This window comes from Streptomyces poriticola, assembly GCF_036689765.1.
Taxonomy (GTDB): Bacteria; Actinomycetota; Actinomycetes; order Streptomycetales; family Streptomycetaceae; genus Streptomyces; species Streptomyces poriticola.
This window is the reverse complement of the sequence record NZ_JBAGKH010000001.1, coordinates 126726-151656: the sequence shown is the minus strand read 5'-3', so window position 1 is coordinate 151656 and position 24931 is coordinate 126726. Positions and strand designations below refer to the sequence as shown.

The 24931-nt window shown below is 73.7% G+C and carries 28 protein-coding genes and 1 pseudogene; 23 read left to right on the top strand and 6 right to left on the bottom strand.

Annotated elements, in window-relative coordinates; genetic code table 11:
• Window positions 1-78: 78 nt before the first annotated feature.
• Complete coding sequence (locus tag V5O46_RS00655) at window positions 79-246, bottom strand: hypothetical protein (RefSeq protein WP_332882355.1); 168 nt, start codon at window positions 244-246, stop codon at window positions 79-81.
• Window positions 247-471: 225 nt separating this feature from the next.
• Between V5O46_RS00655 and V5O46_RS00650 the strand changes: the two genes are divergently transcribed.
• The 4 genes from V5O46_RS00650 (at window position 472) to V5O46_RS00635 (ending at window position 4717) form a co-directional block, all read left to right on the top strand.
• Window positions 472-1725, top strand: a complete 1254-nt coding sequence (locus V5O46_RS00650; protein WP_332882354.1) for an NYN domain-containing protein — start codon at window positions 472-474, stop codon at window positions 1723-1725.
• 122 nt (window positions 1726-1847) lie between these two features.
• Window positions 1848-2822 carry an ABC transporter ATP-binding protein gene (locus V5O46_RS00645; protein ID WP_332882733.1) on the top strand — a complete coding sequence of 325 codons (975 nt, stop codon included), beginning with the start codon at window positions 1848-1850 and terminating at the stop codon, window positions 2820-2822.
• 337 nt (window positions 2823-3159) lie between these two features.
• Window positions 3160-3981 (top strand): ABC transporter permease, encoded by an 822-nt coding sequence (locus tag V5O46_RS00640; RefSeq protein WP_332882353.1) that lies wholly within the window; start codon window positions 3160-3162, stop codon window positions 3979-3981.
• 34 nt (window positions 3982-4015) lie between these two features.
• Window positions 4016-4717, top strand: a complete 702-nt coding sequence (locus V5O46_RS00635) for an AAA family ATPase (protein WP_332882352.1) — start codon at window positions 4016-4018, stop codon at window positions 4715-4717.
• A 164-nt stretch (window positions 4718-4881) separates the two neighbouring features.
• Here the strand turns inward: V5O46_RS00635 and ybaK are convergent, their stop codons facing one another.
• The 4 genes from ybaK to V5O46_RS00615 form a co-directional block, all read right to left on the bottom strand.
• A complete protein-coding gene (gene ybaK / locus V5O46_RS00630) occupies window positions 4882-5382 on the bottom strand; it encodes a Cys-tRNA(Pro) deacylase (RefSeq protein WP_332882351.1) in 501 nt (166 codons plus the stop codon).
• Between the two features lie 40 nt (window positions 5383-5422).
• Complete coding sequence (locus tag V5O46_RS00625; protein ID WP_332882350.1) at window positions 5423-6163, bottom strand: LON peptidase substrate-binding domain-containing protein; 741 nt, start codon at window positions 6161-6163, stop codon at window positions 5423-5425.
• A gap of 11 nt (window positions 6164-6174) precedes the next feature.
• A complete protein-coding gene (locus V5O46_RS00620) occupies window positions 6175-7218 on the bottom strand; it encodes a hypothetical protein (RefSeq protein WP_332882349.1) in 1044 nt (347 codons plus the stop codon).
• Between the two features lie 944 nt (window positions 7219-8162).
• On the bottom strand, window positions 8163-9740 hold the full coding sequence (locus V5O46_RS00615) for an oxidoreductase (RefSeq protein ID WP_332882348.1): 1578 nt from the start codon (window positions 9738-9740) through the stop codon (window positions 8163-8165).
• Window positions 9741-9949: 209 nt separating this feature from the next.
• Between V5O46_RS00615 and hisD the strand changes: the two genes are divergently transcribed.
• The 9 genes and pseudogenes from hisD to V5O46_RS00570 all read left to right on the top strand — a co-directional run.
• Window positions 9950-11275: a histidinol dehydrogenase gene (hisD, locus tag V5O46_RS00610; RefSeq protein WP_332882347.1), complete on the top strand. Its 1326-nt coding sequence runs from the start codon at window positions 9950-9952 to the stop codon at window positions 11273-11275.
• On the top strand, window positions 11272-12387 hold the full coding sequence (locus V5O46_RS00605) for a histidinol-phosphate transaminase (protein ID WP_332882346.1): 1116 nt from the start codon (window positions 11272-11274) through the stop codon (window positions 12385-12387). The genes hisD and V5O46_RS00605 overlap by 4 nt, the downstream gene beginning before the upstream one ends.
• Window positions 12384-12986 (top strand): imidazoleglycerol-phosphate dehydratase HisB, encoded by a 603-nt coding sequence (gene hisB, locus V5O46_RS00600; protein WP_332882345.1) that lies wholly within the window; start codon window positions 12384-12386, stop codon window positions 12984-12986. The genes V5O46_RS00605 and hisB overlap by 4 nt, the downstream gene beginning before the upstream one ends.
• 4 nt (window positions 12987-12990) lie before the next feature.
• Window positions 12991-13155 (top strand): hypothetical protein, encoded by a 165-nt coding sequence (locus V5O46_RS00595; protein ID WP_332882344.1) that lies wholly within the window; start codon window positions 12991-12993, stop codon window positions 13153-13155.
• Window positions 13146-13790, top strand: a complete 645-nt coding sequence (gene hisH, locus V5O46_RS00590; RefSeq protein ID WP_332882343.1) for an imidazole glycerol phosphate synthase subunit HisH — start codon at window positions 13146-13148, stop codon at window positions 13788-13790. Before V5O46_RS00595 ends, hisH begins: the two co-directional genes overlap by 10 nt.
• A 2-nt stretch (window positions 13791-13792) precedes the next feature.
• The gene (priA, locus tag V5O46_RS00585) at window positions 13793-14527 is read left to right on the top strand and encodes a bifunctional 1-(5-phosphoribosyl)-5-((5-phosphoribosylamino)methylideneamino)imidazole-4-carboxamide isomerase/phosphoribosylanthranilate isomerase PriA (protein ID WP_332882342.1); all 735 of its coding nucleotides are present in this window, start codon (window positions 13793-13795) and stop codon (window positions 14525-14527) included.
• Window positions 14524-14937, top strand: coding sequence for a RidA family protein (locus tag V5O46_RS00580; protein ID WP_332882341.1), 414 nt, complete (start codon window positions 14524-14526; stop codon window positions 14935-14937). The genes priA and V5O46_RS00580 overlap by 4 nt, the downstream gene beginning before the upstream one ends.
• 43 nt (window positions 14938-14980) lie before the next feature.
• Window positions 14981-15736 (top strand): imidazole glycerol phosphate synthase subunit HisF, encoded by a 756-nt coding sequence (gene hisF, locus V5O46_RS00575; RefSeq protein WP_332882340.1) that lies wholly within the window; start codon window positions 14981-14983, stop codon window positions 15734-15736.
• A 52-nt stretch (window positions 15737-15788) separates the two neighbouring features.
• A pseudogene (locus tag V5O46_RS00570) lies at window positions 15789-16253 on the top strand (MFS transporter); the annotation flags it as partial.
• An 18-nt stretch (window positions 16254-16271) separates the two neighbouring features.
• Here the strand turns inward: V5O46_RS00570 and V5O46_RS00565 are convergent.
• The gene (locus tag V5O46_RS00565) at window positions 16272-16907 is read right to left on the bottom strand and encodes a TIGR03085 family metal-binding protein (RefSeq protein ID WP_332882339.1); all 636 of its coding nucleotides are present in this window, start codon (window positions 16905-16907) and stop codon (window positions 16272-16274) included.
• A gap of 83 nt (window positions 16908-16990) precedes the next feature.
• Between V5O46_RS00565 and hisI the strand changes: the two genes are divergently transcribed.
• The 10 genes from hisI (at window position 16991) to V5O46_RS00520 (ending at window position 24905) form a co-directional block, all read left to right on the top strand.
• On the top strand, window positions 16991-17392 hold the full coding sequence (hisI, locus tag V5O46_RS00560; protein ID WP_332882338.1) for a phosphoribosyl-AMP cyclohydrolase: 402 nt from the start codon (window positions 16991-16993) through the stop codon (window positions 17390-17392).
• An 11-nt stretch (window positions 17393-17403) separates the two neighbouring features.
• A complete protein-coding gene (locus V5O46_RS00555) occupies window positions 17404-18882 on the top strand; it encodes an anthranilate synthase component I (protein WP_332882337.1) in 1479 nt (492 codons plus the stop codon).
• Between the two features lie 61 nt (window positions 18883-18943).
• The gene (locus tag V5O46_RS00550) at window positions 18944-19588 is read left to right on the top strand and encodes a TIGR02234 family membrane protein (protein WP_332882336.1); all 645 of its coding nucleotides are present in this window, start codon (window positions 18944-18946) and stop codon (window positions 19586-19588) included.
• A 215-nt stretch (window positions 19589-19803) separates the two neighbouring features.
• Window positions 19804-20055, top strand: coding sequence for an HGxxPAAW family protein (locus V5O46_RS00545; RefSeq protein WP_332882335.1), 252 nt, complete (start codon window positions 19804-19806; stop codon window positions 20053-20055).
• A 34-nt stretch (window positions 20056-20089) separates the two neighbouring features.
• Window positions 20090-20608 (top strand): DUF2752 domain-containing protein, encoded by a 519-nt coding sequence (locus V5O46_RS00540; RefSeq protein WP_408648844.1) that lies wholly within the window; start codon window positions 20090-20092, stop codon window positions 20606-20608.
• 118 nt (window positions 20609-20726) lie between these two features.
• Window positions 20727-21536, top strand: coding sequence for an indole-3-glycerol phosphate synthase TrpC (gene trpC / locus V5O46_RS00535; RefSeq protein ID WP_332882333.1), 810 nt, complete (start codon window positions 20727-20729; stop codon window positions 21534-21536).
• A 21-nt stretch (window positions 21537-21557) separates the two neighbouring features.
• A complete protein-coding gene (gene trpM / locus V5O46_RS31785) occupies window positions 21558-21731 on the top strand; it encodes a tryptophan biosynthesis modulator TrpM (protein WP_408648843.1) in 174 nt (57 codons plus the stop codon).
• Window positions 21732-21927: 196 nt separating this feature from the next.
• Window positions 21928-23211 (top strand): tryptophan synthase subunit beta, encoded by a 1284-nt coding sequence (gene trpB, locus V5O46_RS00530; protein ID WP_332882332.1) that lies wholly within the window; start codon window positions 21928-21930, stop codon window positions 23209-23211.
• Complete coding sequence (gene trpA, locus V5O46_RS00525; protein WP_332882331.1) at window positions 23208-24023, top strand: tryptophan synthase subunit alpha; 816 nt, start codon at window positions 23208-23210, stop codon at window positions 24021-24023. The genes trpB and trpA overlap by 4 nt, the downstream gene beginning before the upstream one ends.
• A 111-nt stretch (window positions 24024-24134) precedes the next feature.
• Window positions 24135-24905: a DsbA family protein gene (locus V5O46_RS00520; RefSeq protein ID WP_332882330.1), complete on the top strand. Its 771-nt coding sequence runs from the start codon at window positions 24135-24137 to the stop codon at window positions 24903-24905.
• The last annotated feature ends 26 nt before the right edge of the window (window positions 24906-24931 follow it).

The window sequence follows — 24931 nt, the reverse complement described above, 5'->3', positions numbered from 1 at the left end:
GGCGCGCCCGGGATCGGGCGCGCCCCTCGGCCTGTCCGTGTCCGGGGCTGTCCGGCCGTGACGGCCCCCGTCAGGCCGTCAGTTGTGACCGAAGCGCTTCTGGCGCTTGCCGCGCGGGGCGGCGTCGCCGGGCATCAGCGTGGTCTGGGCCTGCTGCTCGTCCTGCTCCATCGACGAGGGGCGGGCCGCCTGCGAGGCACGCTGGGCCTGGGGCTGCTTACGTTCACGGTTCTTGTTCTTGGCCATGGTGATCTGCCTCCTGTGGGGGATCTAGGGGCCAGGGCCGGGACCAGATTCACATAGGCGAACAAAGAACGCATGTCGGACAATTACCGTCCGTGACGGGGTTCTCTCGGGCCGTCCGGACCACACACGCCACGCCGAAGATCGAGTTCCGACCGTTAACCCCCGCGCGGTCGGGCAGACTCGAAGGAAGCCTGAAGCAAACCTCCCGGAAAGAGGGTGGATCGCGTGGACCGCTGCATCGTCCTGGTGGACGCCGGGTATCTGCTGGGGGCCGCCGCCAGTCTCCTCGCCGGCGAGCCCTCGCGGTCCCGCATTCACGTCGACCACGCCGCCCTCATCCAGGGGTTGCGGGAACGCGCCGAGTCGGACACCCAGCGGCCCCTGCTGCGCATCTACTGGTTCGACGGCGCACCCGACCGCGTCCCGCAGCCGGAGCACCGCCGGCTGCGTGTGATGCCCCGGGTCACCGTCCGGCTGGGCGCCCTCACCCGCAGCGACGGCCGCTGGGCGCAGAAGGGCGTGGACGCCGCCATGCACGCCGAACTGACCGAGCTGGCCCGCAACCGCGCCTGCTCCGACATCGTGCTGGTCACCGGCGACGGCGATCTGCTGCCCGGCATGATGGCGGCCAAGGAGCACGGCGTCGCCGTCCATCTGTGGGCCGTTCAGGCCGCCGACGGCGACTACAACCAGTCCGAGGACCTGGTCGCCGAGGCCGACGAGCGGCGGGTGCTGGACCGTACCTGGATCACCAAGGCCGTCCGCGCCAAGGAACTGGCCGGCCCCTGTGCACCCCCGCCCGTCCCCCGGCCGGAGATCGCCGCGATCCTCTCCGCACCGCTGCCCGAGTCCGCACTCGCCGGCGCGGCCGAGCGGACCGCCCAGGAGCAGCCGCACCCGCCTGCGCCCGCCGCTGCCCGCAACGGCGCCGAGGACCGCGGCCCGGCTGCCAAAGGGGTCCCCACCCCCAAGGATCTGGCCGCCCTGCGCGGCCCCGGCAGCCAGCCCGCCCAACCGCCGACCGCCACCCTGCGCTGGTCCTCCGACAAGGGCTGGGTGGACCGTCCCGCCGCCGAGCCCGCCGAGGCCGCCTCCATGCCGACGCTGGCCCAGCTGACCACCGCCGAGCAGCGGTGGGCCGACCGCGAGGAGGACATCACCACCGTCGGCGGCGACCCGTACGAGGTGGGGCAGGTCTTCGCCCGCCGCTGGGTGGCGCGCCTCGGCGACCAGGGCCAGCTGCAGAAACTTTCCGGGATGTATCCGCGGGTCCCGCACCGCATCGACGGGGAGCTGCTGCGCTACGCCGCCCGCTTCGGCCTGCTGGCGCACAAGGACGACCAGATCGACGAGCACGACCGGTACGCCATCCGCGCGGGCTTCTGGCGCGAGATCGGCGTGGGCACGGCCGCCGAACAGGGCTCCGCGGGCTCCGCACCCGGTTCCACGGGTCCAGCACCCGGCTCCGGGCACGAGTGAGGACCGCCCGTCGAATCGGCGCATATGGGCCGACCCGAGGGCAGCGCCGTACGGCGGACCCCGTACTCTCGTCCCTTGTGAGTACGCGCGCGGCACAGACGTTTCGTCCCGGTGACGAGACCGTGTGCGTCGTGCGCGGACTGACCAAGACCTACCCGGCGGTGCGCGGCCGGCGCGGCACACCCCCGGCGCCCGCGGTCCGGGCCACCGACGAGGTGACGCTGAGCGTTCGGCGTGGCGAGATCTTCGGGCTGCTCGGACCCAACGGCGCCGGCAAGTCCACCCTGGTGCGCCAGCTGACCGGGCTGATGCGGCCCGATGCCGGCAGTGTGGAGATCCTCGGCCACGACATCGTGCGCCACCCCGAGCGCGCCTCCCGCATCCTCGCCTATCTCGGCCAGGAGTCCACCGCCCTGGACGAGCTGACCGTGTCCCTCGCCGCCGAGACCACCGGACGGCTGCGCGGCCTGGACGCCCGGGAGGCCCGAGCCGAGCGGGACACCGTCCTGGACGAGCTCGGTCTGACGCCGATCGCCGGCCGGCCGCTGAAGAAGCTCTCCGGCGGGCAGCGGCGGCTCGCCTGCGTCGCCGCCGCGCTGGTGGGGGAGCGCCCGCTGCTCGTCCTCGACGAGCCGACCACCGGCATGGACCCGGTCGCCCGGCGCGCGGTGTGGGCCGCCGTCGACCGGCGGCGGGCCGAGCGCCGCACCACCGTGCTGCTGGTCACCCACAACGTCATCGAGGCCGAGACCGTGCTCGACCGGGTCGCCGTCCTGGACCGCGGCCGGGTGATCGCCTGCGACACCCCGACCGGGCTCAAGGAACGGGTGGCCGGCGAGATCCGCGTCGACCTGGTGTGGCGGGAGTCCGCCCCGGTGCACGTCCCCGAGGTCGCCGCGCTGCGCGACCGCATCGTCGAGTCGGGCCGCCGCTGGACGCTGCGGCTCGCGCCCGAGGAGGCCCGCGCGGTCGTCGCCACCGTCACCGGCGGAGCAGCCTTCGCCGCCCTGGACGACTTCACGCTGGCCACGCCCAGCCTGGAGGACGTGTACCTGGCCCTGGGCGGCGCCGCACGGCAGGGGCTGGTGAGGGCTTGACGACACGCACCAGGAGACAATCCGCCACGGCGGGATCCTCACGCACGGCGGGATCCTCACGCACGGCGGTGATCCCGCGCATGGCGGTGATCCCACGCACGACGGGAGCGCCGTACCCACTGGAGGAGCCGCCCACGGTGCTGCCGTCGCGTACGGCGGGAGCGGCCCGTCCTCGGGTGTTCCCGCGTATGCCGCGGAAGCCGCGCATCGCGGGCGGCGGCGGGCCGCACCCCGCGACGGACCGCGCCACGAGCGCCCCGCGCGTCGTGAGAGAACCGTCCTCCGTGTCCGTACGTAACCCCAGGGCGACCGCCGCAGCGAAGAGGAGCAGCGCGACGTGAGTGCCGTATCCGCCGATGTCCTGCCGGGCGGTGTCCTGGACGCCGAGAAGAGCGCCGTCGGCGCCGCCGAGCTGGGGCCGCGCGCCCGGGTGTGGCCGTCCCTGGTGGCCGTCTACCGGGCGCAGCTGTCCCGGGCGCGGGTCGCACGGATCCCGCTGCTGTTCGTGGCCACGTTCCAGTCGATCGGGATCATGATTCTGATGCGCGGGGTGGTGGACGGCGGCGGGGAGGCGCAGGCCGTGGTCGCCGGCTCGTCGGTGCTCGTCGTGGCGTTCGTCGCGCTGAACCTGCTCGCCCAGTACTTCGGCCAGCTGCGGGCCAGCGGCGGCCTCGACCACTACGCCACCCTGCCGGTGCCGCCGGCCGCGGTGGTGCTGGGCGCGGCGGGCGCCTACGCGTCCTTCACCGTTCCCGGCACGGTGGTGACCGCCGTGTTCGGCTGTGTGCTGTTCGGGCTGCCGCTCACGCACCTGTGGGTGCTGGCCGCGGTGATCCCGCTGGCCGGTGCCGCGCTGGCCGGCCTGGGTGCGGCTCTCGGCCTGCTCGCACCCCGCCCGGAGCTGGCCACGCTCCTCGGCCAGCTCGGCATGTCCGCGGCGCTGCTGCTCGGGGTGCTGCCGGCCGAGCGGATGCCGGAGGCGGTGCGGTTCGCGCGCGACCTGCTGCCGTCCACCTACGGCGTGGAGGCACTGGCGCGCACCTTCGAACCGGGGCCCGACTGGGCGCTGGTCCTCGGCGACCTCGCGGTGTGCGGGGCGGTCGGCGTGGTCTCGCTGGCCGTGGCCACCTGGGCGTACCGCCGGGCCGCCGTCCGGTGACGCGCCCCTTCGGCGGGCCTGGCACGATGGCAGGGTGACCGCACCGCTGACTCCGCCTCCCCCGCCCCACGAGAACTCCTCGGCGCACGCGTCGTACCGAGGCCGTCCGGTGCCGCCGCCGGTCGGTGCCCATGCGACGGGTGCAGGGGACGACCGGCTCGGAGAACAGGACGGTCCCGGGATGAAGACCGAAGTGCGCGAAGCCGCCGTGACCATGGTGGCGGTGGCGCTCTCGGGAGTGCTGCTCGGGGTGCTGTGGTGGTGGCTGGCCCCGCGGGTGCCGCTGGTCGGTGACGTGGTCGACGACAGCTGGGTGGTCTATCTCAAGGACTCCGAGGGCGAGCAGTCGGTCGGCGTGGACGGAACGTTCACACTGCTCGCGCTGGGCTTCGGGGCGCTGACCGCGCTGGCCGTCTTCGCGGCGCGGCGGCGCGGCGGAGTGCCGCTGGTGGTGGGGGTGTGCGCCGGGGCGCTGCTCGGGTCCCTGCTGGCCTGGCGGGTCGGGGTCTGGCTCGGTCCCGCGCAGGATGTGATCGCCCACGCCCGCGAGGTGGGCGAGGGCGTGACGTTCTCGGCGCCGCTGAAGCTCGGCACCAAGGGTGCACTGCTGGCGTGGCCGGTGGCCGCACTCGTCGTCCACCTGGGGCTCACCGGGCTGTTCGGACCGCGGGACCCGGACCCGTACCAGCCGTACCCCCCGCACCAGCAGGGCCCGTACGGGGGGACGTCCGTATAGCGCCGGGACAGCGTCGGGCCCGGGCCGGGCCCCGTCCGCCCGACGGTCCTACGCCGGGCGCCGTCCGTGGTTCGCGCGTCCCTTTCTGATCCGCCACCGGCGTTTGCGTGTTCGCTTCGACATGCCCCTTCTGCTTAACCGAGGAAGGGGCGCCCGTCGAGGGGTCAGGCGCGGCCGATCGGGGCGAGCACCGCGCCCGTGAGCTCGGCGAGGTCGTCCGGCGACAGTTCCACCTCCAGGCCCCGGCGGCCCGCCGAGACGCAGATCGTGTGATGCGCCGGTGCGGAGTCGTCCAGCACGGTCCGCAGCCGTCTGCGCTGGCCGAGCGGGGAGATCCCGCCGCGGACGTAGCCCGTGGTGCGTTCGGCGAGCGCGGGATCGGCCATCACGGCGCGCTTGCCGCCGACCGCCGCCGCCAGCGCCTTCAGGTCCAGCTGGCCCGCGACCGGCACCACCGCCACGGTCGGCGTCCCGTCGACGTCCGCGACCAGGGTCTTGAACACCCGCTCCGGCGACACCCCCATCGCCTCGGCCGCCTCCTCGCCGTAGGAGGGGTGGGCGGGGTCGTGGTCGTAGGTGTGCACGGTGTACGTCACCCCGGCCGCCGCGAGCGCGACGGTCGCCGGGGTCCCGCCCGGCTGCTGCTTCTTCGCCTTCTTCGCCATCGGGGCCCTGTTCCTCGTTCCGCCCGGTCCCGGGCTCGGGTCAGTTCAGACTGGTCGGGCCGCGCGTCAGGTCGGACGCCGGCAACGACGGAAGCGTACGGATCACGGCCGTCTCGCTGCGCAGCAGTCTCAGCTCGTCGCGCAGGCGCGAGGCGGTGTCCGGGGCCTGCAGCAGACGCTGCTTGGTCGGCGTGTCCAGCACCATCGCGGCGGCCACCAGATACGAGACCACGCCCGGCTCGTCCGGGAGGTCCGTGCCGGTCGACAGCGACCGCTCCCGCGCCCCGGCCAGCCGCTTCTGGTACTGCCGGAAGGCCCGCAGCACGCCCTCGGCCAGCGCACCCGCCTCGTCGCCGGGTTCCTCCGGCAGCGGCTCGAGCTCGGCGGTGAGGAACGGTCCGGAGGCGTCCACCGACAGCAGCCGCACCCGCGTCGTCCCCGTCGCCAGCACCTCGAAGGTGCCGTCGGACCGCTCCCGGACGGTCGCCGCGTCCGCGATGCAGCCGACCTTGTGGAACGCGCGGAGGGGATCGGGGCCGAACCCGGCGGCCGGGCCGCGCTCGGGCACCGCGGTCGGGTCGGGCATCCCGGGGGCGCTGGGCGCCACCTCGTGGCCGTCGCGGATCGCCACTACGGCGAACCGGCGCGGCTCGTCCTCGGGCGTTTTCAGCAACTCGCGCATCATGGCGCGATAGCGCTCCTCGAAGACGTTGAGCGGGAGCACCAGCCCCGGGAACAGCACTGAGTTCAGGGGGAAGAGCGGGAGGCGGACGGTGGTCACGACGGAGAAGCCTAATGGTCGCCGGAGCGGACGCGACCACCGTGCCCACGTGCCGGTAGGCCGAGGCCCCTCGGCGGGGTCCCGTGGGCGGCCGCCGCCCGCACTCCCTCGCGCACCTGGAGGAACCGCGCGAGCGGGTCCTCCACCCCCCGGTCCCAGGGGAAGGAGGTGACGTACGGACCGGTCAGCCGCAACTGCTCCAGCGCCTCCGGCCACCGCTCCAGGCGCACCAGGACGTAGGCCAGCAGATTGCGCAGCTCGGCCGGCCACGGGTCGGCCTCCGGATACCCGGCCGACAGCGTCACCGCCAGGTCGGCCGCCGCATCCAGCCGCCGACGGGCGATCGCAGCCGGACCGCCCGCGGTCAGGCACGCGAACGCCGCCCGCAACGGCAGCGCCCGGACCTGGGCGCCCTCCGGCGCGTCCCGCGCGGCCGTCTCGGCGAAGTCGAGGCACTCGCGGTGGGCGCCCGGCGAGGCGGTGGCCAGGTACTTCAGCGCGGCGACATGGCAGCCGTAGTGGTGCGGGGCGCGGCGCACCGCCTCGGCCCACAGTTCCGCGAACTCGGTGTGCCCGGCCCGTCTGCCGCGCGCCGAGTCCAGCGCGATCCGCCACGGCACCGGGTCGTGCCCGCCGCCCTCGGCCGCCGCACGCACCGCCGGATCCGCCTGGCCCAGCAGTTCGGCGCGGGCCGGCGAGTCCCAGCGCAGGTCCACCGCCAGCCCGGCGGCGACCAGCAGCGCGTCCGGGTCGCACGGGGCAGCGGTGAGCCAGGCCTTCAGCCACTCGCTGCGTGAGCGTGCGAACGCCGCCAGCCAGGCCGCGTAGCGGTCGCGGCGGTCCCACTCGGCGCGCTCGCGGGTGCCCGCGAGCAGTGCGGACGCCGGTCCGTAGGCGCCGTCGGCCGCCCCGACCAGCGCCGGGCCGAGCCGGTCGTCGGGCGCGTCGAGCAGCACCTCGTCGCGTGCGCAGGACCCGGTGCCCGGGCGCGCAGCCGCCCCGCGCACCCGGGCCGTACGGAGGAACGCGCGCAGCCGAGCCATGGTGTCGACCATTGAAAGTCCGCAGGTTGCGGCCGCGCCAGGGCGCGCACGGAACCTCCGGAAAGTTGTACGCGCCTCGGCAAAGCCACGGTAAAAGGTGAAGGACACTCCACTTGCGCCATCCGCCCGGGCGGTGCCGCCCCTCGGAGGTCCCGGACTGGTCCCGGCCCCCGGCGGGGCTGGATCGTGGACGGATGAGCGACCGGCTGATGCGCAGTCACTGGCGGAGGCGGGTCCCTGGTGGTGCCGGACCGGGGCGGAGGCGGGCCCTGGGCGGATGACGGCTACCCGGGGAGTGCAGGCACCCGTCGGGCGCGATGCGGGCACGACCGGCGCCGCCCAACAGAGTACGGTCCTGCGACGGACGACGGACGACGGACGACGGACGACGGACGACGGACGACGGACCAGGGACCACGGACCACGGACCGCTGCGGACCGGGGTCGGGCGCGGGGAAGGCGGACGGCAGACGTCCTCCCGGCACCGGTACGTCGTTGCGGCGCGCCCTGCACTCGCGCCCCGGGCGCCGTGCCCGGCGCTGCGGCGCGAGCAGGCCGACCGGGACTGGGACTGCGGACGGGGAGAGCGGACGGCGACGGCGGACGGCTGAGCGCGGACGGTGGACGGGGATGTGCTGCCGGGTGGTGGTGCGTGGGGGCGTGAGGTTCGCGGCTGATGCCTTCGGGCCCTGTGTCCGGGGCTATGGCGCAGGTGGAACCGGGGCGATGGGCGGGGACGGTGGACGGGGGATGTTCTGCCGGGTGGTGGTGCGTGGTGGTGCGTGGGGCTCGCGGCTAGTGCCTCCCGGGCCCCGTGCCCGGCGTTGCGGCGCGGGCGGACCGGGCGGGACCGCGGGCGGCGGACGGCGGGCCGGGGACGGCGACGGACGGACGGCCGGGGCGGGCGTGGCCGTGCTGCCCCGCCCCGCCCCGCCACGGCCGCCCGGTTGTCGTACTCACCCGCGCCGCAGCAGCCGCGTCGCCCCCGCCGCCACCGTCGTCGCCAGGACCCAGCCCAGCAGGATCAGCGTCGCAGCCAGCCACTGCCAGGCGCCGCGCAGCTGCCAGTGGCCGACCTGGCCCAGCTCGATCACCGGCAGCAGCAGATCCAGGGCGAACAGCGCGGGGTTCCAGGCCGGATGCTCGTCGCTCTTCAGCGGCACCGGCTCGGCCTGTCCGAAGGCGACCGACCCGGCCGCCCACAGCACCGCCATCCACACCGCGGCCCGGCCCGGCCGGTAGCCGTACGCGACCGTCCAGTCCTGCGCATAGCCCCACAGCTTGGCGGCGACCGGCAGGCTCTCCCGGCGCCGGCGCTGCTTGGCGAGCAGCACCTCACGGGCGTCCTCGTCCTCCCCGCCGGCCCGCAGCACGGCGGCGAGCCGCTCATACGGCTCCGGGTTGTACTCGGCGGTGGCGGCGGTCACCCAGCGCAGCCGCTCGGTCAGCGGGAACGGCCCGCGCGGCACCAGGTTTTCGTAGGCGAAGCCGCCCATGTGCAGCCGCCCCGGGCCGGGCCAGCTGTCCGCCCGGTCCATCAGGTTGACCACCTTCGCCCCGGACAGCACCACCCGGCCCCGCTCCGGCCGCTCGCCGAGAAAGCGCAGCTCGGGTGTCTGCACCCGGCGCAGCGACAGCTCCTGCTCCTCGCCGAGGACGAACCGGGCCCGCTCCAGGTCGAGCGCGTCGCCGAACCGGCCGTCGTCCAGCCGCACCCCGCCCCGGCACTCGAACCGCTGGATCCGCGTGCCCTGCGCCGGGGTGGTGCCCCGCAGCAGCGGGTTGCCGACGCCCGCCGGGGTCAGATACAGGGTGCGCCCGACGGTGAGCTGCGGGGCGTTCAGCGCGAGCCGCGCGCGTGGATTGTGCAGCCGCGCGCCGCGCAAACTCAGCGAGACGCCGACCGCGGCGCTGCGCAGACTCAGCTCGCCGTGCGACTCCAGCATCTCCGCCTGCAGGTCCTGGCCGACGGTCAGACCGTCCGCCGCTATGGCCCGCCCGCTGCGGTCCCGGTGCGCCACCGCCTGGTTGAGCAGCAGGTCGGTGCCGATGTGCGCGTCGGTCAGCCGCACGCCCCGGTGGAACCGGCAGCGCGGCAGATGCAGATCGCCCTCGGTATGGATCCGGGCCGCCTCCAGCCGCGGCACCGAGCAGTCCACCAGCCGCACGGTGGAGAACCGGGCCTCTGGCAGCAGGACCTCCCGCTCGAACCGGCAGCCGCGCAGCTCGACGTAGGGCACCACTGTGCCGCCCGCCAGCTCCACGGTGCCGCTGATCAGCACACCGGCCAGCTTCAGCGCGGAGACCCGCCCGGCGAACGCCGGCGGCCCGTCCAGCAGCAGCCAGCACACGACGCGGGCCCGCACGGTCCGCTCCGGGCCCCACGGATGCCCGCCGTGCGGATCGTCGACCGCTCCGTCCCCGCTGGTCAGGTCGTAGACGGTGCCGTTGCGGAAGGCCTGCCGCATACCGGCCTCGGCGGCGGTCAGGTCGTCCGGCAGCTCCCCGGCCCGCAGGCCGGCCCCCTCGGTCACGGTCTCCACTCCCTCCCGTCCCTCCCGGGCGATCGCTGCCGGACCCGCGCCGGTCCGTACCACCCCGTATCCCCGTACACCTGTTCTGCCCCTCGGGTGACGGGTCGAACACCGAACGTGAAGGGGATCTTCCGGTGCTCGGGCCGCGTCTGTATCAGCCATTGATACGCGCGCACGGCGCCGGACGCGGGTCTGCGAGAATTGGTTCCGTGATCTCCCGAATCGATCTGCGCGGCGACGCCCTCCCCGAGGGCCCCGCCCTGCGTGACCTGCTGCCCCGAGCCGACTTCGACGTCGCGGCCGCCCTGGAGAAGGTGCGCCCGATCTGCGAGGCCGTGCATCATCGGGGCGACGCGGCGCTGATCGACTTCACGGAGCAGTTCGACGGCGTGCGGCTGGACCGGGTCCGGGTTCCGGCCGAGGCGCTCACCCGGGCCCTCGCCGGGCTGGACCCGGCCGTCCGCGCGGCCCTGGAGGAGTCCATCCGCCGCGCCCGTCTCGTCCACCGCGAGCAGCGCCGCTCCACCCACACCACCCACGTCGTGCCCGGCGGCTCGGTCACCGAGAAGTGGGTGCCGGTCGAGCGCGTCGGCCTGTACGCGCCGGGCGGCCGCTCGGTCTACCCGTCCTCCGTGGTCATGAACGTCGTGCCCGCGCAGGAGGCCGGCGTCGGGTCCGTCGCGCTCGCCTCGCCCGCCCAGGCCGAGTTCGACGGCCTGCCGCACCCGACGATCCTCGCCGCGTGCGCGCTGCTCGGCGTCGACGAGGTGTACGCCGCCGGTGGCGCGACGGCGGTCGCGATGTTCGCGTACGGCACCGAGTCCTGCCCGCCCGCCAACATGGTCACCGGCCCCGGCAACATCTGGGTCGCCGCGGCCAAGCGCTACTTCACCGGCAAGATCGGCATCGACGCCGAGGCGGGCCCGACCGAGATCGCGATCCTGGCGGACGCCACGGCCGACCCGGTGCACATCGCCTCCGACCTGATCAGCCAGGCCGAGCACGACCCGCTGGCCGCGGCCGTGCTGGTCACCGACTCCGTGGCGCTCGCGGACGCGGTCGAGCGGGAGCTGGAGCCCCAGGTCGCCGCCACCAAGCACGTCGACGACCGGATCGTCCCCGCCCTCAAGGGCAGGCAGTCCGCGATCGTGCTGGTCGACGGCGTGCCGGAGGGCCTGCGGGTGGTCGACGCCTACGGTGCCGAGCACCTGGAGATCCAGACCGCCGACGCCGCCGCGATCGCCGACCGCGTCACGAACGCGGGCGCGGTCTTCGTCGGCCCCTGGGCGCCGGTCTCCCTCGGCGACTACGCGGCCGGCTCCAACCACGTCCTGCCCACCGGCGGCTGCGCCTGCCACTCCTCGGGCCTGTCCGTCCAGTCCTTCCTGCGCGGCATCCACGTCGTCGACTACACGAAGGACGCGCTGGCCGAGGTCGCGCACCACGTGGTGACGCTGGCCGAGGCGGAGGACCTGCCCGCGCACGGCGCGGCGATCAAGGCACGGTTCGATTGGAAGGTTCCCGAGGGCAAGTGACCCGTATCGACGATCTCCCCGTACGGGACGAGCTGCGCGGCAAGTCCCCCTACGGCGCGCCCCAGCTGGACGTCCCCGTACGGCTGAACACCAACGAGAACCCCTACCCGCTGCCCGAACCGCTGGTCGAGCGGATCGCCGAGCGGGTCCGCGAGGCGGCCCGGACCCTCAACCGCTACCCGGACCGGGACGCCGTCGAGCTGCGCACCAAGCTCGCCGAGTACCTGACCCGGACCTCCGGTCACGGAGTGGGTCTTGCCAACGTCTGGGCCGCCAACGGCTCCAACGAGGTCATCCAGCAGCTGCTGCAGACCTTCGGCGGGCCGGGCCGGACCGCGATCGGCTTCGAGCCGTCCTACTCGATGCACGCCCTGATCGCCCGCGGCACCGGCACGGGCTGGATCTCCGGACCCCGCAACGACGACTTCACGATCGACCTCCCGGCGGCCGAGAAGACCATCGCCGAGAACCGCCCGGACGTCGTCTTCATCACCACCCCCAACAACCCCACGGGCAACGCGGTTCCGCGTGAGACCGTCCTCGCGCTGTACGAGGCCGCACAGGCGGCGAAGCCGTCCATGGTGGTCGTGGACGAGGCGTACGTCGAGTTCAGCCACGGCGACTCGCTGCTGGCACTGCTGGACGGACGCCCGAACCTGGTGATCTCCCGCACGATGTCGAAGGCCTTCGGCGCCGCCGGCCTGCGCCTCGGCTATCTCGCCGCGCACCCGGCCGTCGTGGACGCCGTCCAGCTCGTCCGGCTGCCGTACCACCTCTCGGCCGTCACCCAGGCGACCGCCCTGGCCGCCCTGGAGCACACCGGCACGCTGCTCGGCTATGTCGAGCAGCTGAAGGCCGAGCGCGACCGGCTGGTGCGCGAACTGCGCGCCGCCGGCTACGACGTCACGGAGTCCGACGCGAACTTCGTGCAGTTCGGGCGGTTCCCCGGGGTGAACGGCGCCCACGAGGCCTGGCAGCAGATCCTCGACCGGGGCGTCCTGGTCCGGGACAACGGCGTACCGGGGTGGCTGCGGGTCACCGCCGGGACGCCGGCCGAGAACGACGCGTTCCTCGACGCGGTACGTGAGTTGAAGAAGGAGCAGAGCGCATGACTCGCGAAGGGCGTGTCGGCAGGATCGAGCGGACGACCAAGGAGACATCCGTCCTGGTCGAGATCGACCTCGACGGCACCGGGAAGACAGACATCGCCACCGGCGTCGGCTTCTACGACCACATGCTCGACCAGCTCGGCCGGCACGGGCTGTTCGACCTGACCGTGAAGACCGACGGCGACCTGCACATCGACTCCCACCACACCATCGAGGACACCGCCCTCGCGCTGGGCGCCGCCTTCAAGCAGGCCCTCGGAGACAAGGTGGGCATCTACCGCTTCGGCAACTGCACGGTCCCGCTGGACGAGTCCCTCGCCCAGGTCACCGTCGACCTCTCCGGCCGCCCCTACCTGGTGCACACCGAGCCGGAGAAGATGGCGCCGATGATCGGCGAGTACGACACCACCATGACCCGGCACATCCTGGAGTCCTTCGTCGCCCAGGCACAGATCGCCCTGCACGTGCACGTGCCGTACGGGCGCAACGCCCACCACATCGTGGAGTGCCAGTTCAAGGCGCTGGCCCGGGCCCTTCGGTACGCGTCCGAGCGGGACCCGCGCGCCGCGGGCATCCTGCCGTCCACGAAGGGCGCGCTGTAACGCCATGAACGGTCTGTCTACTCTCCTGATCGTCGTCGGTCTGTTCCTGATCGGCGGGATCATCTCCTTCGCCAAGCAGCAGATGCCCAAGAGCCTGATCGTGCTGCTCTCGATCGGCGCCGGGATGTGTCTGCTCGCGGGCGTCCTCAGGCTGGAGGTGTGGAATTGAGCACCAAGAGCGTCGTCGTCTTCGACTACGGCTTCGGCAATGTGCGCTCCGCCGAGCGAGCCCTCGCGCGCGCGGGCGCCCAGGTCGAGATAACGCGCGACTTCGACAGGGCGATGAACGCCGACGGGCTGCTGGTGCCCGGCGTCGGCGCCTTCGCCGCCTGCATGAAGGGCCTGCGCGAGGCCCGCGGCGACTGGGTCGTCGACCGCCGGCTGTCCGGCGGACGCCCGGTGATGGGCATCTGCGTCGGCATGCAGATCCTGTTCGCCCGCGGTATCGAGCACGGTGTGGAGGCCGAGGGCCTGGACGAGTGGCCCGGCACCGTCGGCCCGCTCAAGGCCGACGTCGTGCCCCACATGGGCTGGAACACCGTGGACGCACCGGCCGGCTCCGAGCTGTTCGCCGGGCTGGACGCGGACGCCCGCTTCTACTTCGTGCACTCCTACGCCGTCCACGACTGGACCCTGGAGTCGCACAACCCGCTGATCGCGGCCCCCAAGGTCACCTGGTCCACGCACGGCGAGCCGTTCGTGGCCGCTGTGGAGAACGGCGCCCTGTGGGCCACCCAGTTCCACCCCGAGAAGTCCGGCGACGCCGGAGCCCAGCTCCTCACCAACTGGATCGAGACCCTGTAGAGATGAGCACGCTCGAACTCCTCCCCGCCGTCGACGTCCGCGACGGCCAGGCCGTCCGCCTGGTGCACGGCGAGTCCGGTACCGAGACCTCCTACGGCTCCCCGCTCGAGGCCGCCCTCGCCTGGCAGCGGGCCGGCGCCGAGTGGCTGCACCTGGTCGACCTGGACGCCGCCTTCGGCACCGGGAACAACCGCGAGCTGATCGCCGAGGTCGCGGAGCGCATGGCGGAGCTGCACATCAAGGTGGAGCTGTCCGGCGGCATCCGCGACGACGACACCCTCGCCGCCGCGCTCGCCACCGGCTGCACCCGCGTCAACCTCGGCACGGCAGCCTTGGAGACCCCCGAGTGGGTCGCCGAGGTCATCGCCCGGCACGGCGACAGGATCGCGGTGGGCCTCGACGTCCGCGGCACCACGCTGCGCGGCCGGGGCTGGACCCGCGACGGCGGCGACCTCTACGAGACGCTGGAGCGCCTCGACCGGGAGGGCTGCGCCCGGTACGTGGTCACCGACATCGCCAAGGACGGCACCCTGCAGGGCCCCAACCTCGAACTGCTGAAGAACGTCTGCGCGGCGACCGACCGCCCGGTGGTGGCCTCCGGCGGTGTGTCCTCCCTGGACGACCTGCGGGCGCTGGCCGGCCTGGTGCCGCTCGGTGTGGAGGGCGCCATCGTCGGGAAGGCGCTGTACGCGAAGGCGTTCACCCTGGAGGAAGCCCTGGAGGCTGTGTCGTCATGACGTCCGGAGCCGTACGGCGGGTGCAGAGCGGAAGCCCCTGGGAGGAGTCCTTCGGCTTCGCACGCGCCGTCGCGGCGGGCGACCGGGTACTGGTGGGCGGCACCACGTCGTTCAAGGGGCGGGTGCTGTACGGCGAGGGCGACCCCTACGAGCAGGCCAAGGTGGCCTTCACCTCCGCCCTCGAGGCGATCGGTGAGTTCGGGCTGGGCGTCGAGTCGGTGATCCGGACCCGGATGTTCCTGACGCATCAGCGGGACGTGGACGAGGTGGGCCGGGCCCACAAGGAGATCTTCGACGCGGTGCGCCCGGTGAGCACCCTCCTGGTGGTGGAGGGTTTCGTCGACCCGCGCATCCTGGTCGAGGTCGAAGTAGAAGCATGCATCGAACCAGAAGCATTCAGAGAGCCGTAAGAGGGCGTCACAGGGCCTCAGCCGGCCCGGAGGAGCACAAGTCATGACCCTGGCGGTCCGAGTCATCCCCTGCCTGGACGTGGACGGCGGCCGGGTCGTCAAGGGCGTCAACTTCGAGAACCTGCGCGACGCCGGCGACCCCGTCGAGATGGCCAAGGTGTACGACGCCGAAGGCGCCGACGAGCTGACCTTCCTGGACATCACCGCCTCCTCCGGCAACCGCGAGACCACCTACGACGTGGTGCGCCGCACCGCCGAGCAGGTGTTCATCCCGCTCACCGTGGGCGGCGGCGTCCGCACGCCCGAGGACGTCGACAAGCTGCTGCGCGCCGGGGCGGACAAGGTCGGCGTCAACACGGCGGCCATCGCACGCCCCGAACTGATCCGCGAGATCGCCGAGCGCTTCGGCCGCCAGGTGCTGGTGCTGTCGGTCGACGCCCGGCGCACCCCCTCCGGCGGCTTCGAGGTCACCACCCACGGCGGCCGGCGCGGCACCGGCATCGACGCCGTCGAGTGGGCCCACCGGGCGGCCGAGCTGGGCGCCGGCGAGATCCTGCTCAACTCGATGGACGCGGACGGCACCAAGGACGGCTACGACCTGGAGATGATCGCGGCGGTACGGAGACACGTCACCGTCCCGGTCATCGCCTCCGGCGGCGCCGGCAAGCTCGCCGACTTCCCGCCCGCCATCGCCTCCGGCGCGGACGCGGTGCTGGCCGCCTCCGTCTTCCACTTCGGCGATCTGCGCATCGGCCAGGTCAAGGACACTCTGCGGGAGGCGGGGCACCCCGTTCGCTAGTGCGATACGCCCTCCTCCGTGGTGAACGCGGCAGTGATCACGCCTGCGGGTTGTGCTCGCCCTCGTCTTCGGCACCGTCGACGCCGTCTTCCTGCCCGCCGTCGGTGCCCTGCCGCCCCGGATCACCGGCAAGGCGCAGCTCGCCCGGGTCCAGGGCATGCGCGGCCTCGCCGTCCGGTTCGCGAGTGTGGTGGGCGCGCCGCTCGGCGGCCTCGGCATCGCCGTCGCCGGACCGGCCGCCGCCTTCGCGCTCGCCGGGCTGCTGACGGGGCTCAGCGGGGCGCTGTGCGGGGCCCTGCTGCAGACCCACGCGACACCCGCCCACCTGGGCCGGGTCACCGCCGTCGCCGGCCTCGTCAGCCTCGGGGTCGCCCCGCTCGGCATGCCGCTGCGCGCCGCCGCGATCGGCGTGTGGGGCACCGGCCCGGTGTTCGCCGCGAGCGCCGCCGTCTGCGGGCTCAGCGGCCTCGTCGCCCTGTGCGCCCCGGCCCTGCGGAGGGCCGAGCTGCCGGGATAGCCGGTGCGGGCCCGGCGGTCAGATACCGAGCTGCTTCGCCTCCCGGAGCTTGGCGATCGCGTCCGCGTCACCCTCCAGCTCCACCTTCGCCGCGCTCTGCCGGCCGAACACGAACAGCAGCAGCTCCGACGGCTCGCCGGTCGCCGTGACCACCGGTGCGCCGCGCTGGGCGACCGCCGTCTGGCCGTCCGGGCGGCGCAGCACCAGCCCGGTCCGGACACCGCGGCCCATCAGCCGGGCGGTGCGCTCCAGCCGGGACCACAGGGCGTCCTGGAAGACCGGGTCCAGCTCCCGCGGCGTCCACTCTTCCTGCGCACGCCGGACGTCCTCGGTGTGGACGTAGAACTCGACCGTGTTCGCCGCCTCGTCCACCTGCTTCAGGGAGAAGGGCGAGAACCGCGGCGGGCCGGTACGGATCAGCTGGATCAGCTCCTCGTACGGCTTCGCGGTGTACTCCTCCATCACCCGGTCCAGCCGCGGCGCCAGCTGCTTGATCAGCGTGCCCCCGGCGGCGTCCGGCCGGCGCTCGCGGACCACCACGTGCGCGGCCAGGTCACGGGTCTGCCAGCCCTCGCACAGGGTGGCGGCGTCCGGGCCGGCCGTCTCCAACAGATCGGCGAGCAGAAGTCGTTCACGCTTGGCGAAAGTCGACATGGAGCCAGCCTACGGCCGCCGCTGCCGTCCGCCCAGTGAAACGCGGCCGGGGCGCGCCGCCCGGGCGCGGCACAATGGTCGGCATGACCAGCACCGCCCCCCGGCCCAGCGGCCTCGACCCGCAGATCGCGGCACGCCTGAAGCGCAGCCCCGACGGTCTGCTGCCCGCCATCGCCCAGCAGTACGACACCGGGGAGGTGCTGATGCTCGGCTGGATGGACGACGAGGCGCTGCACCGCACCCTGACCACCGGCCGCTGCACCTACTGGTCGCGCAGCCGCGGGGAGTACTGGGTCAAGGGCGACACCTCCGGGCACTTCCAGCGGGTGAGGTCGGTCGCCCTGGACTGCGACGCCGACACCGTGCTCGTCAAGGTCGACCAGGTCGGCGCCGCCTGCCACACCGGCGCCCGCACCTGCTTCGACGCCGACGTGCTGCTCGAGGACGACGGTTCCGGTTCCGGTGCACCGGCCGGGGATCAGTAGGGTCGGCGGACATGGACCTCGAGACGTTCCGCAAGCTCGCCACCGACCGGCGGGTCATCCCCGTCACCCGCAAGCTCCTCGCCGACGGGGACACCCCGGTCGCGCTGTACCGCAAGCTCGCCGCCGAGCGCCCCGGCACCTTCCTGCTGGAGTCCGCCGAGAACGGCCGGTCGTGGTCCCGCTACTCCTTCGTGGGCGTCCGGTCCGCGGCCACGCTCACCGAGCGCGACGGACAGGCCCACTGGCTCGGCGAACCGCCCGTCGGCGTCCCCGTGGACGGTGACCCGCTCGCCGCCCTGCGCGCCACCATCGAGGCCCTGCACACCCCCCACCAGGACGGCATGCCGCCCTTCACCGGCGGCATGGTCGGCTACCTCGGCTACGACATCGTGCGCAGGCTCGAGAAGATCGGCCCCGGCGACCGCGACGACCTCCGGCTCCCCGAGCTGACCATGCTGCTCACCAGCGACCTCGCCGTGATGGACCACTGGGAGGGTTCGGTCCTGCTGATCGCCAACGCGATCAACCACAACGACCTCGCCACAGGTGCGGACGAGGCACACGCGGACGCCGTCGCCCGGCTGGACGCGATGGAGGCCGACCTCACGCGCGCGGTCGCGCAGCCGCCGGCCGTGCTCCCGCCCTCCGAACTGCCCGACCACACCGCCCTGTGGGGCGGCCCCGACTTCCGGGACGCCGTGGAGGACATCAAGGAGCGCATCCGGGCGGGCGAGGCCTTCCAGGTCGTCCCCTCCCAGCGGTTCGAGACGCCGTGCACAGCGAGCGCGCTGGACGTCTACCGGGTGCTGCGGGCCACCAACCCGTCCCCCTACATGTACCTGTTCCGCTTCGACGGCTTCGACGTCGTGGGCTCCTCGCCGGAGGCCCTGGTCAAGGTCGCGGACGGACAGGCCATGCTGCACCCCATCGCCGGCACCCGGCACCGCGGCGCCACCCCGCAGGAGGACCAGGCCCTCGCCGACGAGCTCCTCGCCGACCCCAAGGAGCGCGCCGAGCACCTGATGCTCGTCGACCTCGGCCGCAACGACCTGGGGCGGGTCTGCGAACCCGGCTCGGTGGAGGTCGTCGACTTCATGTCCATCGAGCGGTACTCGCACGTCATGCACATCGTCTCCACGGTCACCGGGCGGGTCTCGACCGGCCGCACCGCCTTCGACGTGCTCACCGCCTGCTTCCCGGCCGGCACCCTCTCCGGAGCGCCCAAGCCGCGCGCCATGCAGATCATCGACGAGCTCGAGCCCTCCCGCCGCGGCCTGTACGGCGGCTGCGTCGGCTACCTCGACTTCGCGGGTGACTCCGACACCGCCATCGCCATCCGCACCGCGCTGCTGCGCGACGGCACGGCCTACGTGCAGGCGGGCGCCGGTATCGTCGCCGACTCCGACCCGGTCGCCGAGGACGACGAGTGCCGGAACAAGGCGGCGGCGGTGCTGCGCGCGGTGCACACCGCCAACCGGCTGGGCGAGTAGGGCGCTTCTCACGTCCGCCGGAGCCGCCCCGGGTGACCGTTCGCCCGGGGTTCGGGTGATAGTGGAGTACGTGACTGCCGTACCTCACCCACCCGCCCAGGCCCCGCGCCCCTCCCGGGCCGGCCGCCGCAGCCTCGCCCTCGCCCTGCTCAGCGGCGCGCTGGGGGCGGCCGTCGCCCTGCTGTCCAGCCGGCAGCAGTGGTCGTCCGGCACCGCGACGGTGGCCGGCGGCGACTTCCCGCTCACCGCCCAGGGCAGCGATGTCACGGGGCTGCCCGCGGCGCTCGCCGTAGTGGGCCTGGCCGCGCTCGTCGCCGTCTTCGCGGTCCGCCGCGCCGGGCGGCTCGCCGTGGCCGGGCTGCTCGCGCTGTGCGGCGCCGGGACGGTCACCGCGGCCCTGCTGGGCGCCTCCGACAGCTCGGCGCTCGACGAGAAGGCCGCGGCCGTCGCCGGCGACACCTCGGCCACCGTGCACGCCCTCAGCCACACCGCGTGGCCGTACGTGGCCGCCGCGGCCGGTGCCCTGATCCTGCTGGCCGGCCTGCTCGCCCTGCGCTACGGCCGGCTGTGGCCCGCGATGTCCGGCCGCTACGAGCGCGTCGGCGCGGCCCGGCCCCGCCGCACCGCCGCCCCGGCCGCGGACCCCGACCGCCCCGAGGACCTGTGGAAGGCCCTCGACCGCGGCGAGGACCCGACCGGCGCCTGAGCGCCCCTCCGCAAGGGCCGCGGGACGGCCCCGCCCGATGCGGCGCCGAACAGCCGGTCGTCCATGTCCTCACGCACCTTCGGGCCGCCGGCGGACCACGCCCGGCACACGGGCCACACGCGCGTCGGCACCCCCGCTCCCGCCGGACGTACCCGTGCGGGACAATGACCACGAGCGTCCTGCTCAGACACGTACACAGCAACGAGGAGCAAGCAATGGCGGGCAGCAGCCACGGTCACACCCCGGCCGCCTGGACCGGTGTCATCATCGCCTTCATCGGTTTCTGCGTCGCGGGCGCGTTCATGGTGATGGACCAGCCGTACGGCTTCTGGGCCGGCTTGGTCATCACCCTCCTCGGCGGTGTCGTCGGCGCCATCATGCGCATGATGGGCCTCGGCCAGCCGAAGGACGTCCACCCGGTGCACTCGACCGCGAACGAGCGCAGGCCGGCGGGCGTCGAGGGCTGAGCCCTTGACCACGTCCCCCGGGGGCGGTTCCGGCATGCCGAGTGCCGGAACCGCCCCCCGCGCGCGTCCGGCCCCCAGCGGGCACAATGCACGCGTGGACGTCGATCACCGGAACAACACCGCCCCGGCCACCGCTCCGACGCCGCCCGTCCGCGCCGGCCTCGCCGCCCGGCTGGCCGCCCCGGCCGGAGTGCTGGCCGCCGTCGCCGGGGCCTTCGCCTACGTCGGGGCCGTGGACCCGGGCGAACCCGGCCACTACCCCGCCTGCCCGCTGCTGCAGTTCACCGGCGTCTACTGCCCCGGCTGCGGCGGGCTGCGCAGCGCCCACGCCTTCGTGCACGGTGATCTGACCACCGCTCTTCAGGCCAACGCGCCGGCCGTGCTGGGCTATCTGGCCTTCACCGTGCTGTGGACCGTCTGGGTGGTCCGGGCCGCCCGCGGCCGGCCCGTCGGGATCGCGCCCGGCCCGGTCCTCACCTGGACTCTGGGCGCGTTGCTGCTGGTCTTCACCGTTGTCCGGAACCTTCCGTTCGGAGGCTGGCTGCACCCTTGATCATCGGAGGAACGTCCAGGTGGTGGGACCGGCGTCAACCGGATGCGAGGCCTTCGCCCGGCTGCGGATACCATCGCAGTGACCACCGGTTTACACCGTCAGGAAGGGGGCCGCTCGCGTGAGTGTGCTCGACGAGATCATCGACGGAGTCCGTGCCGACCTCGCGGAGCGGCAGGCGCGCGTCAGCCTCGACGAGCTCAAGGAGCGCGCGGCCCAGGCTCCCGCCGCCAAGGACGGGGTGGCCGCCCTGCGCGGTGAAGGCGTCAAGGTCATCTGCGAGGTCAAGCGCTCCAGCCCGTCCAAGGGCGCGCTGGCCGCCATCGCCGACCCCGCCGGGCTCGCCGCGGACTACGAGGCGGGCGGAGCGGCCGTCATCTCGGTCCTCACCGAACAGCGCCGCTTCGGCGGCTCGCTCGCCGACCTGGAGGCGGTCCGCGCGCGCGTGGACATCCCGGTGCTGCGCAAGGACTTCATCGTCACCTCGTACCAGCTCTGGGAGGCCCGGGCCTACGGAGCCGACCTGGCGCTGCTGATCGTCGCTGCCCTGGAGCAGTCCGCCCTGGAGTCCCTCGTCGAGCGCGCCGAGTCCATCGGCCTGACCCCACTCGTCGAGGTGCACGACGAGGAGGAGGTCGACCGCGCGGTGGACGCCGGCGCCAAGGTGATCGGTGTCAACGCCCGCAATCTGAAGACCCTCGAGGTCGACCGGGGCACCTTCGAGCGGGTCGCCCCGGAGATCCCCGCGAGCATCGTCAAGGTCGCCGAGTCCGGCGTCCGCGGCCCGCACGACCTGATCGCCTACGCCAACCAGGGCGCCGACGCCGTCCTGGTCGGCGAGTCCCTGGTCACCGGCGGCAACCCCAAGGCCGCCGTCGCTGACCTGGTCGCCGCGGGCGCCCACCCGGCGCTGCGGCACGGCCGAGGCTGATCCCCCGCTAGGCTTGCCCCGATGACGCTTCCGCTCACCCTGACCCCCCGGGACCCGTACGCCCGCCTCGCGCGCGGCTGCCGGCCCCGGGGCTGCCGCGCCCCCGCGCGCAGGGTGCACGGACGGCGAGTGCGGTACGTGATCGGCGACGAGCCGGGTCAGGTCAACGGCCGCCGATGGCAGCGCGCCCCATAGGGGCGCGGGACTCCGATGGATCTGCGGCTACCGCCGCGCGGGCACGAGCAGCCACACGGGCCCGTGACCGACCGGCGGCCCCTGCCCCGAAAGGGGCGCGGGGATCTGCGCGATCAGCCCGAACGGGCCCGCGCCGCCCGGAAACCCGCCCCCACGGCTATCAGTGCCCACCAGACACTCACCGTGAGGCTTTCGCATGCCCAGCAACTTCTTCATCCCCGACCCGGAGGGCCGGGTCCCCAGCGCCGAGGGCTACTTCGGCGCGTTCGGCGGCAAGTTCATCCCTGAGGCCCTCGTCGCCGCCGTGGACGAGGTGGCCGTCGAGTACGACAAGGCCAAGCACGACCCCGAGTTCGCCCGCGAGCTCGACGACCTGCTCGTCAACTACACGGGCCGTCCCTCGGCGCTCACCGAGGTCCCCCGGTTCGCCGCGGAGGCGGGCGGCGCCCGGGTCTTCCTCAAGCGCGAGGACCTCAACCACACCGGCTCCCACAAGATCAACAACGTCCTCGGCCAGGCCCTGCTGACCAAGCGCATGGGCAAGACCCGCGTCATCGCCGAGACCGGCGCCGGCCAGCACGGCGTCGCCACCGCCACCGCCTGCGCCCTGTTCGGCCTGGACTGCACCATCTACATGGGCGAGATCGACACCGAGCGGCAGGCCCTCAACGTGGCCCGGATGCGCATGCTCGGTGCCGAGGTCATCGCCGTGAAGTCCGGCAGCCGCACCCTGAAGGACGCCATCAACGAGGCGTTCCGCGACTGGGTCGCCAACGTCGACCACACCCACTACCTCTTCGGCACCGTCGCCGGCCCGCACCCCTTCCCGGCGATGGTCCGCGACTTCCACCGCGTCATCGGCGTCGAGACCCGCCGCCAGCTGCTGGAGCGCGCCGGACGGCTCCCGGACGCCGCGATCGCCTGCGTCGGCGGCGGCTCCAACGCCATCGGCCTGTTCCACGCCTTCATCCCGGACGAGGCCGTCCGCCTCGTCGGCTGCGAGCCCGCCGGGCACGGCATCGACACCGGCGAGCACGCGGCCACGCTCACCGCGGGCGAGCCCGGCATCCTGCACGGCTCCCGCTCCTACGTCCTCCAGGACGACGAGGGACAGATCACCGAGCCGTACTCGATCTCGGCCGGGCTCGACTACCCGGGCATCGGGCCGGAGCACTCCTATCTGAAGGACACCGGCCGCGGCGAGTACCGCGCGGTCACCGACGACGCGGCCATGCGGGCGCTGCGCCTGCTGTCCCGCACCGAGGGCATCATCCCGGCGATCGAGAGCGCCCACGCCCTGGCCGGAGCCCTGGAGGTCGGCCGGGAGCTCGGCAGGGACGGGCTGATCGTCGTCAACCTCTCCGGCCGCGGCGACAAGGACATGGACACCGCCGCCCGCTACTTCGGCCTGTACGACACCGACGCCCGGGTCGCCGAGGACGCCGCCGGCACCGCAGAGATCGAGGGAGACGCCAAGTGAGCGGGAACGTACAGCTGCTGAGCGACACCCTCGCCGCGGCCAGGGCCGAGGGACGCTCCGCCCTCGTCGCCTACCTGCCGGCCGGGTTCCCGACCGTGGACGGCGGCATCGACGCGGTCCGGGCGGCCCTGGACGGCGGCGCCGACATCGTCGAGGTCGGCCTGCCGCACAGCGACCCCGTCCTGGACGGTCCGGTCATCCAGACCGCCGACGACATCGCCCTGCGCGGCGGGGTGCGGATCGCGGACGTGCTGCGCACGGTCCGCGAGGCCCACGCGGCCACCGGCAAGCCGATCCTCGTCATGACCTACTGGAACCCCGTCGACCGCTACGGCGTCGAGCGGTTCACCACCGAGCTGGCCGAGGCCGGCGGCGCCGGATGCATCCTGCCCGACCTGCCGGTCCAGGAGTCCGCGCTGTGGCGGGAGCACGCCGAGAAGCACGGGCTCGCCACCGTCTTCGTCGTCGCGCCCAGCAGCAGGGACGCGCGGCTCGCGGAGATCACCGCGGCGGGCAGCGGCTTCGTCTACGCCGCCTCCCTGATGGGCGTCACGGGCACCCGGGAGACGGTCAGCTCGCAGGCCGAGGACCTGGTGCGGCGCACCCGTGCCACCACCGACCTGCCGGTCTGCGTCGGGCTCGGGGTCTCCGACGCCGTCCAGGCGTCGGAGGTCGCCGGCTTCGCCGACGGCGTGATCGTCGGCTCCGCCTTCGTCAAGCGCATGCTGGACGCGCCCGACCACGCCGCGGGCCTGGCGGGCGTCCGGGAGCTCGCCGGGGAGCTGGCACGGGGCGTGCGCGGACAGGCGTGACACCGGGCCCGACACGGAGCCACATCTGCGGGCCGGTCGTACGGATCCCTCGTACGGGTGGACCTGGTGCCGGGGAGGCGCGGTGCGCCTCCCCGGTTCGTTCTGCGGGGTGTGAGCGAGAAGAATCGTGACGGAAAGCGCAGCGCCCGGGAGCGGCTGGCGGCCGAGCGGGCGAAGCAGAATCGCGCCGAGAAGCGACGACGCGGGCTGATCGTGGGCGCGGCCGTGGTCGGTGTCCTGGGGCTCGCCGCGGTCATCGGCGTGATCGCGGCGGGCACCGGAGGGGACGACGGCGAGGCGTCCGGCCCGGTCGTCGCGCCCTCGGGGGCACAGGGCGAGGACAGCCTCGCGATCCCGGTCGGCGAGGAGAGCGCCAGGTCGACGCTCACGATCTGGGAGGACTTCCGCTGCCCCGCCTGCAAGTCCTTCGAGCAGGCCTACAGCCCCGTGATCCACGAGCTGACCGACGCCGGACAGCTCAAGGTCGAGTACCACCTGGCCACGATCATCGACGGCAACATGGGCGGCACCGGCTCGGCCAACGCGGCCAACGCCGCGGCCTGCGCCCAGGACGCCGGGAAGTTCGTGCCGTACCACGACGTGCTGTTCGAGAACCAGCCGGCGGAGACCGACGACGCCTACGCCCAGGACGCCACGCTGTTCGAGCTGGCCGGCAAGGTCGAGGGCCTGGACACGCAGGCGTTCCGGGAGTGCGTAGAGGAGGGCACCCACGACGGCTGGGTCGAGAAGTCGAACGAGGCCTTCCGCAGCGGCGGCTTCAGCGGCACCCCCACCGTCCTGCTCGACGGCACCAACATCTACCAGGACCGCAGCATGACCCCCGCCAAGCTGAAGCAGCTGGTGGAGGAAGCCAACCAGTGACCGTCCGGCAGTACGTTATGGACCCG

What these genes read in the sequence shown, in the direction of transcription:
- V5O46_RS00655 (WP_332882355.1), bottom strand. Translation starts at nt 246, where the DNA reads ATGGCCAAGAACAAGAACCGTGAACGTAAGCAGCCCCAGGCCCAGCGT.
- ybaK (WP_332882351.1), bottom strand. Translation starts at nt 5,382, where the DNA reads ATGGCGAAGAAGGCGAAGAAGCAGCAGCCGGGCGGGACCCCGGCGACC.
- V5O46_RS00620 (WP_332882349.1), bottom strand. Translation starts at nt 7,218, where the DNA reads ATGGTCGACACCATGGCTCGGCTGCGCGCGTTCCTCCGTACGGCCCGG.
- hisB (WP_332882345.1), top strand. Translation starts at nt 12,384, where the DNA reads ATGACTCGCGAAGGGCGTGTCGGCAGGATCGAGCGGACGACCAAGGAG.
- V5O46_RS00595 (WP_332882344.1), top strand. Translation starts at nt 12,991, where the DNA reads ATGAACGGTCTGTCTACTCTCCTGATCGTCGTCGGTCTGTTCCTGATC.
- priA (WP_332882342.1), top strand. Translation starts at nt 13,793, where the DNA reads ATGAGCACGCTCGAACTCCTCCCCGCCGTCGACGTCCGCGACGGCCAG.
- V5O46_RS00580 (WP_332882341.1), top strand. Translation starts at nt 14,524, where the DNA reads ATGACGTCCGGAGCCGTACGGCGGGTGCAGAGCGGAAGCCCCTGGGAG.
- hisF (WP_332882340.1), top strand. Translation starts at nt 14,981, where the DNA reads ATGACCCTGGCGGTCCGAGTCATCCCCTGCCTGGACGTGGACGGCGGC.
- V5O46_RS00565 (WP_332882339.1), bottom strand. Translation starts at nt 16,907, where the DNA reads ATGTCGACTTTCGCCAAGCGTGAACGACTTCTGCTCGCCGATCTGTTG.
- hisI (WP_332882338.1), top strand. Translation starts at nt 16,991, where the DNA reads ATGACCAGCACCGCCCCCCGGCCCAGCGGCCTCGACCCGCAGATCGCG.
- V5O46_RS00555 (WP_332882337.1), top strand. Translation starts at nt 17,404, where the DNA reads ATGGACCTCGAGACGTTCCGCAAGCTCGCCACCGACCGGCGGGTCATC.
- V5O46_RS00545 (WP_332882335.1), top strand. Translation starts at nt 19,804, where the DNA reads ATGGCGGGCAGCAGCCACGGTCACACCCCGGCCGCCTGGACCGGTGTC.
- V5O46_RS00540 (WP_408648844.1), top strand. Translation starts at nt 20,090, where the DNA reads ATGCCGAGTGCCGGAACCGCCCCCCGCGCGCGTCCGGCCCCCAGCGGG.
- trpM (WP_408648843.1), top strand. Translation starts at nt 21,558, where the DNA reads ATGACGCTTCCGCTCACCCTGACCCCCCGGGACCCGTACGCCCGCCTC.
- trpB (WP_332882332.1), top strand. Translation starts at nt 21,928, where the DNA reads ATGCCCAGCAACTTCTTCATCCCCGACCCGGAGGGCCGGGTCCCCAGC.